At 72.8% G+C, this 6,991-nt stretch carries 6 protein-coding genes; 4 read left to right on the forward strand and 2 right to left on the reverse strand.

Annotated elements, in window-relative coordinates:
- Window positions 1-128: 128 nt before the first annotated feature.
- Genes ASG00_RS07940 through ASG00_RS07955 form a run of 4 tightly spaced genes read left to right on the forward strand, consistent with a single transcriptional unit; the run spans window position 129 to window position 4,063 of the window.
- Entirely contained in the window at window positions 129-1,097 is a 969-nt protein-coding gene (locus ASG00_RS07940) for an ABC transporter permease (protein WP_056208290.1), read from the forward strand.
- A gap of 28 nt (window positions 1,098-1,125) precedes the next feature.
- Window positions 1,126-2,094 (forward strand): cyclase family protein, encoded by a 969-nt coding sequence (locus tag ASG00_RS07945; RefSeq protein ID WP_056208294.1) that lies wholly within the window; start codon window positions 1,126-1,128, stop codon window positions 2,092-2,094.
- Entirely contained in the window at window positions 2,091-3,278 is a 1,188-nt protein-coding gene (locus ASG00_RS07950; protein WP_056208296.1) for an amidase, read from the forward strand. Before ASG00_RS07945 ends, ASG00_RS07950 begins: the two co-directional genes overlap by 4 nt.
- Window positions 3,275-4,063 carry an SDR family NAD(P)-dependent oxidoreductase gene (locus tag ASG00_RS07955; RefSeq protein WP_162237838.1) on the forward strand — a complete coding sequence of 263 codons (789 nt, stop codon included), beginning with the start codon at window positions 3,275-3,277 and terminating at the stop codon, window positions 4,061-4,063. Before ASG00_RS07950 ends, ASG00_RS07955 begins: the two co-directional genes overlap by 4 nt.
- A 57-nt stretch (window positions 4,064-4,120) precedes the next feature.
- Here the strand turns inward: ASG00_RS07955 and ASG00_RS07960 are convergent, their stop codons facing one another.
- Together ASG00_RS07960 and ASG00_RS17720 are read right to left on the reverse strand one after the other, a co-directional pair.
- Entirely contained in the window at window positions 4,121-4,900 is a 780-nt protein-coding gene (locus ASG00_RS07960) for a DNA-formamidopyrimidine glycosylase family protein (RefSeq protein ID WP_056208302.1), read from the reverse strand.
- A partial coding sequence (locus ASG00_RS17720) for a DNA glycosylase AlkZ-like family protein (protein ID WP_327037498.1) occupies window positions 4,893-6,991 on the reverse strand: 2,099 nt, incomplete at its 5' end. The genes ASG00_RS17720 and ASG00_RS07960, both read right to left, overlap by 8 nt.

The following is a 6,991-nucleotide window of genomic DNA, read 5'->3' on the forward strand; positions in this document are numbered from 1 at the left end:
TCGTTCTACCAGGGCATCGTCGACGGCTCGCTGCTGATCCTCTCGCTCGCCCTGTCGAAGGTGGTGACGGGTCGCTGGATCCCCCTCGGACGACGACCCGGCGCCGCATCCACCCCGGAGGTCACACGATGACTGCCCTGCCCGCCACCGCGCGCAAGCGCATCGCCTCGATCCCGCCCGCGGTGCTCTCCTACGTCGCGCTCGCCGTGCTCATGCTCGTGGCGCAAGCGCAGAGCGGGAGCTTTCTCACCGTCGGACACCTGGGCGTGCTGCTCGGGGTCGCCGCGGTGCTCGGCATCGCCTCGGCCGGACAGACCCTCGTCATCGTCGCCGCGGGCATCGACCTGTCGGTGGGAGCCGTCATCTCCGCCTCCGACGTGCTGACGGTGCAGTGGACCGCGGATGCGGAGTGGCCCCTGCTCGTGCTCGGGGCCATCGTGCTCATCGGTGCGGCCATCGGCTGCGTGAACGCGCTCGGTATCTCGCTGTTCGGCATCAACCCCATGGTGATGACCCTCGGCATGGCGGCGATCGTCAGCGGCTTCGTGCTCGTGATCACGAACGGCCAGTCCGGAGGACAGCCGCATCCGTCCATCTCGGCCGCCATGACCACCCGCATCGGCGGAGTCCCCGGGGCCGTGTTCGTCTGGGTCGCGGTCGCCGTCTTCATCATCGTGCTGATGCGGTTCACGACCTTCGGCCGCTCGGTGTACGCGTTCGGCTCGAACCCGCGGGCCGCCGAGCTCGCCGGCCTGCGCCGCCTGCGCACCCTGCTCGGCGTCTACGGCGTCACCGGCGCGCTCTCCGCGGTCGCCGGAATCGTGCTCGCCGGCTACACCGGCACCGGCGCGTACGGCATCGGCGACCAGTACACGCTCACCTCGGTCGCCGCCGTCGTCATCGGCGGGGCATCGATCCTCGGCGGCCGCGGCAGCTACGTCGGCACGATCGCGGGCGTGCTCGTACTCGCCGTGCTCGATGACGCACTGAGTGCCGCCGCGGTGCCCATCGCCGGGCGTCAGATCGCGCAGGGCGTCGCGATCATCCTCATCCTCCTCGTGTACGGACGCGAACGCCGCCTCCGCACCGCCAGCTGATCCCTCGCCACAGAACAGGAGCCACACCATGTGCGCAGACGCCACCGTCAACGCGGCACTCGGCGCGAAGATCGCCGCACGCGCCGCCACCTTCCGGGAGGTGAGCACCAGTCCGTTCGGAGTCGACGACGAGATCGGCATGCTCAACCTGCTCAACGACGTCGCCAGCGACGAACTGCTGCGGCGGGTGACGGGTGCCCCCGTCGACCTCTCCGTCGACTACTTCATCGGCATGCCGAGCTGGCAGGCCTTCGGCGACCCGGCATTCCAGATCTGGATGACCCACACCCCCCAGGGCAACCTGGTCGACGATGTCATCGGGGTCGGCGAGGCGCAGAACAGCCTGGTCGGCTATTCGAGCGACTCGATCTCGATGTACACGCACACGGGAACTCACGTCGACGCGCTCAACCACTTCGGGTACGGGCAGTCGATCTGGAACAACTTCAGCCAGGACAAGCACCTCGGCAGCCGCTACTGGACGAAGGGCGGAGCCGACAAGCACCCGCCGATCATCACCCGCGGCATCCTGCTCGACGTCGCCGCCCACGAGGGCACGGCGCAGCTGCCGCCGAGCTTCCTGATCACACCGGAGCTGCTCGCCGACACCGCGAAGGCGCAGGGCGTGGCGATCCAGCCCGGTGACGTCGTGTTCATCCGCACCGGCCGCATGCAGGCGTGGCCCGACTCCGACGCGTACATCGTCGACGAGCCCGGCATCGCCCGTGACGGTGCCGAGTGGATCGCGAAGCAGGGCGCCGCGATCATCGGCTCCGACAACGCCGCGATCGAGGTGCGTCCGTCGCAGGACCCGGAGAACTTCCACGACGTGCACACCTACCTCCTCGCGGAGGCGGGCGTGCCCATGCTCGAGATCGCCGACCTCGAGGGCCTCAGCGCCGCGCAGATGTACGAGTTCGCCTTCATCGGCGCGGCTCTGAAGATCCGCGGCGCGACCGGCAGCCCCATCCGTCCTCTCGCGCTGGCCCTCGCATGAGCGCCGACGTGACGAGCCTCGGCGACGCGAAGTCGTCGATCGCAGCCCACAGCGACACGAACGCGTTCATCTGGGTGGACGAGGCCGCCGACTTCGACGGTCCGATCCTCGCGGTGAAGGATCTGGTGGATGTCGCGGGCATGCCCACGACCCGCGGAACCGAGCTGCCCGTGGTGCCGACGGCGGACTCCGATGCTCCCGTGGTAGCGGCGCTCCGCGCCGCCGGCTGGGGCGTCATCGGCAAGACGAACCTGCACGAGCTCGCCCTCGGTCCCACGAGCGGCAACCCGCACTTCGGGCCCGTCGGCAACCCCGTCGATCCGGCGCGCATCGCGGGCGGCTCCTCCGGCGGGTCGGCGACGGCGGTCGGTCTCGGCATGGCCGACCTCGCCCTCGGCACCGACACGGGCGGCTCCGTGCGCATCCCGTCGGCGCTGAGCGGCACGGCGGGTCTGCGACCGACTCACGGGCGCTTCTCGCTCGACGGCGTCTGGCCCCTCGCTCCCTCGTTCGACACGATCGGCCCGATGTCGCGCGATGTCGACACGTTCGCGCGCGCGTATGTCGACGCGGGTCTGCTCGGCCCCGAGGCGATCGCCGACCCGGGGGAGTTCACCCTCATCGCCGCGCGCGACTGGGTCACGGCGACGACGGTCGACGAGACGGTCGCGGCATCCTGGGCGCGGGTCTCCGAGGGCCTGCCCTCCGCCGATCTGCCGTCTGCGGACGCGTTCATCTGGGCGGGGCTGACGATCCTGTACGCCGAGTCGGCCGCGAGCAACGCCGAGCAGCTGCTCGAGCGTCCGGAGACGATGGGCGCCGACATCCGCGAACTGATGGAGCGGGGGCTGCGCACCACCGCCGTCGACTACATCCGTGCGCAGGAGTCCCGTGAGGGGCTGCGCAAGATCATCGACGACGCACTCGACGCGGCCGGTGCCGACGCGCTGATCCTGCCGACGTGCGCGATCGTCGCACCCCTCATCGGCAGTGACCCGATCGAGTTCCGAGACGCGCTCAGCGTGTTCACGCGCCCGTTCGGGGTGACCGGGCACCCGGTCGTCGCCATCCCGGCGCCGACGTCGGGACTGCCGGTGGGAATGCAGATCGTCGGCCGCCGGGGGGCCGACGAACGCATCGTGTCGATCGCCCGCGCGCTCGAGAAGCGGTGGGCGACCGCGTGAGCGCAGCCGAGACCCTCCCGCGCGTCGCTCTGGTGACCGGCGGCGCGCGGGGGCTCGGCCGGGGCGCGGCGGATCGGCTGGCCGCCGACGGCGCCCGGGTGATCGTGCTCGACGTCGCGGAACCGGTGGATGCCGCGTGGACGGACCTCGCCGCGCTGTCGCCGGACGATCCGCTGAGCTTCGTGCGTGTTGACGTGACCGACGGCAGCGCGGTGCGACGCGCGGTCGATGCCGTCGTCGCCGTGCACGGCGGGATCGACGTGCTCGTCGTCGGTGCGGGGATCGCGATCCCCGCGACCCGACTCGTCGATGCCGCGTGGGACGACGTCGCGCGCTTGGTCGATGTGAACGTGTGGGGCGTGATGCGCACGCTGCGCGCGGTGCTCGCGGTGATGCGGGCGGGCGGGTCGGTCGTGGTGATCTCGTCGCAGACCGGCAAGCAGGCGTGGGAGGGCTGGGGGGTCTACTCGGGCTCGAAGGCGTTCTCGATCGCGCTCGTGCAGGCCCTCGCCGTCGAGCACGCCGAGGAGGGCATCCGCGTGAACGCCCTGTGCCCGGGAACGATGGAATCGGACATGATGCGCACGGCGTTCACCGCGCGGGCCGCCGAGACGGGTCGGTCGCTCGACGAGGAGATCGCCGCGTACGCGGCACGGATCCCTGCCGGTCGGATGGGCACGCCCACGGACGTCGGGGGAGCGGTCGCCTGGCTCGCCTCGCCCGACTCCTCGTTCGTGACCGGCGCGACGATCAACCTCACCGGCGGGGAGATGACCTTCTTCTGAGGTGCGGCCATCGGGGTGCGGCAGGCGGGTCCGCCGTCGCCGGGCCGGCATGCCGCGTCACAGGGCCGGCTGGCAGCGCGGGCACCAGAAGACGTTGCGCTGCGCGGTGGGGTCGGCGCCGAGCGTGGTCTCGGTGATCGTCGTCCCGCACCGCCGGCAGGGCTGGCGGGCGCGGCGGTAGACCCACGTGCGCTGCCCCGGCTTGTCGATGCCGGTGAACGTGCGACGGGCGCGGTCGCGGTTGCCCCGGATGAGGCGCGCCCCCGCCTGCGCGAGAGCGAGCGTGTCCACCGCGCTCGCCGGGGTGTGCGGGTCGATGCCCCGCAGGAACAGCAGCTCGTTGACGTATTCGTTGCCGAGACCGGCGAGGTTGCGCTGATCGAGCAGGGCGACGTGGGCCGGCCGCTCGTCGGCGCTGAGGCGTCGGGCGGCCTCCACGGCGTCCCAGTCGGGTCCGAGCGTGTCGGGGCCGAGGTAGCCGACGAGCTCGTCCTCGTGGTCCGTGGGCACGACGTCGACCATGGCGAGGTCGAACCCGACCGCGAGGGCGCGGGCGGTGCCGACGATCGCCCGGGCCTTGAAGGCCGGTGCGCGCCACGCCTCACCGGGACGGTAGAGGTGCCACTGGCCCTCCATCTTGAGGTGCGAGTGCACCGACATGTCGCCGATGCGCTGCAGCAGGTGCTTTCCGCGGGGGATCACGCCGTGCACGGTCTCGCCGGTGAGATCGGCGGTCGCGACCTGCGGCACGCGCAGCTCGAACCGGGTGACGACGTCGCCCGCGAGCGCCTCGTGCAGCCGGCGCGCAGTCTGGAAGACGGTGTCGCCCTCAGGCACGTGCGCCCTCGAGCTGGCGCCGCAGCGTGAGCCCGCGCGTCGCCTCGACGAATCCCGCCTCCCGCAGCGCGCGACCGGCGGGCGTGCCGAACACGAACACGCCGTTGACCTGTTCGACGGTCAGAGTGTCGAGGCGCCCGCCGCGCGCCGTCGCGACGAGGGCACGGGATGCCGCGGCGAGCACAGCCTCGTCGTCGGTGAACGCGAGCGCGGTCTTGCCGCCGCGCTCGAGGTAGAGCGCCAGTGCACCGTCGACGAGCACGACGACCGCGCCCGCCTTGCGGCCGGGGCGGTGCGTGATGCCGTCGAGCCCGGGCCAGGCGAGGGCGGCGCCGTAGGGGTTGGCGGGGTCGGTGGCCGCGAGAGCGACCGCCTCGAGCGGCGGCGGATCGGCGAGCGCGGCGTACTCGCGCAGCCGGTCGATCGTCGACGAGGCGGCGAACTGTGCCGCGCCGAGCTTCTCGATCACGTAGCCGCGGCGGCAGTGCCCCGCCTCCTCGAACCCGGCGAGCACGCGGTAGGCCTGCGCGAAGCCACCGGGAAGTCCCTCGTTCTGCACCGAGCCTCGGGTGACGACGCCGTACCTGTCGAGCAGCAGCGAGGCGGCCGCGGTGGCGCGGACGGTCGGGTCGGTCTCGGGCTCCGGCAGCAGCGACCAGCGTCCGCCGATCGCCGCGGGGCGCGGCGGCGCCGCCGGCCGGGCGATCGGCGTGCCGCGGTACATCCGTGCCCGCGGGGCGCGCCGCGCGACGCGGTGGGCCTGCGAGCCGCCGGCGAGCAGCGCCCGCACCGGCGCGAACGTGTCGTTGGTGATGCGTCCGGTCCAGGCGAGCGCCCACAGTGCCTCGATGACCGACTGCTCGTTCTCGGCGCCCGTCACCTGCCGCAGCTGTGCCGCGAAGTACGCTCCGCCGCCCGCGAGCGCCTCGAGCACAGCCCGCTCGAGCTCGCCGGGTGTCGCGTCGTCGTCGGGTGCGGCGAGGGTGACGGATGCCGCATCCGCCGGATGCAGCGCGATCCAGCCGTCTCTGCCGGGCAGGGTGCCGTGCCCGGACCACAGCACCTCTCCCGACGCGGTGAGCTCGTCGAGAAGCGCCGGTGTGTAGTCGCGCACGCGCGACGGGAGGATGAGCGACTCCCAGGCGCTCGCCGGGATCGGCACCCCCGCGAGCTGCTCGACGACCTGCAGCACGCCGTCGACGCCCTCGAGGGGACGTGTGACGTGCTGCCAGACCGGCAGGAAGCGTGCGAACGCCTCGGGCGGCACCGGTTCGACGCTGCCCCGGATCGCGGCGAGCGAGCGCATCCGCAGTCGACGCAGCACCTCGCTGTCGCACCACTCCAGGTCGTCGGTCGACCCGGATGCCTCGGGCAGGAAGTATCCGCTCGTGACCCGTCCGACGGCGTCGAGGCGCTGCAGGGCGTGGCGGGCGACGGCGGCGCCGAGGCCCAGCCGCTCGGCGACCGCGGCGACGGTGAACGGACCGTGCGTGCGTGCGTGGCGGGCGACGAGGTCGGCGAGTGGGTCGGTGACCGGTTCGAGGAACGCCGTCGGGATGCCCACCGGCAGCGCCGCGCCGAGCGCGTCGCGCAGGCGCCCGGCGTCTTCGATCGCGGCGAAGCGGGGGTGTCCGGCGATGGTCACCGCGATCGCGCGGCGCGCGTCGACGAGGTCGTGCGCGAGCGCGCTGGCGCGGGCCGGGGTGGCCGCGGCATCCTCGTCGTCATCGGCCTGCAGACGCAGGGCGATCTCGTCGGCATCGAGGGGGCCGAGCAGGCGCAGCAGGTCGGCGACCCCCTCGCGCCCGCGCACCCGCCGCCCGGGGTCGAGGCGCTGGGCCTCCCGCTCGAACTGCGCGATCACGTCGGGGTCGAGCAGCTCCCGCAGCTCGACCTTGCCGAGCAGCTCGCTCAGCAGCGCCGGGTCGACCGAGAGCGCGGCGGCGCGGCGCTCCGCCAGCGGCGAGTCGCCCTCGTACATGAACGCGCCGACGTAGCCGAAGAGCAGGTCGCGGGCGAAGGGCGACGGCTGCGTCGTGGTGGTCTCGACGAGTCGGATGCGCCGGTCGGCGATGCTGCGGGCGATGCGGG

The organism is Microbacterium sp. Leaf351, assembly GCF_001423825.1.
Classification (GTDB): domain Bacteria; phylum Actinomycetota; class Actinomycetes; order Actinomycetales; family Microbacteriaceae; genus Microbacterium; species Microbacterium ginsengisoli.

Coding starts and splice junctions, on each gene's coding strand:
- ASG00_RS07940 (WP_056208290.1), top strand. CDS start 129: ATGACTGCCCTGCCCGCCACCGCGCGCAAGCGCATCGCCTCGATCCCG.
- ASG00_RS07950 (WP_056208296.1), top strand. CDS start 2,091: ATGAGCGCCGACGTGACGAGCCTCGGCGACGCGAAGTCGTCGATCGCA.
- ASG00_RS07945 (WP_056208294.1), top strand. CDS start 1,126: ATGTGCGCAGACGCCACCGTCAACGCGGCACTCGGCGCGAAGATCGCC.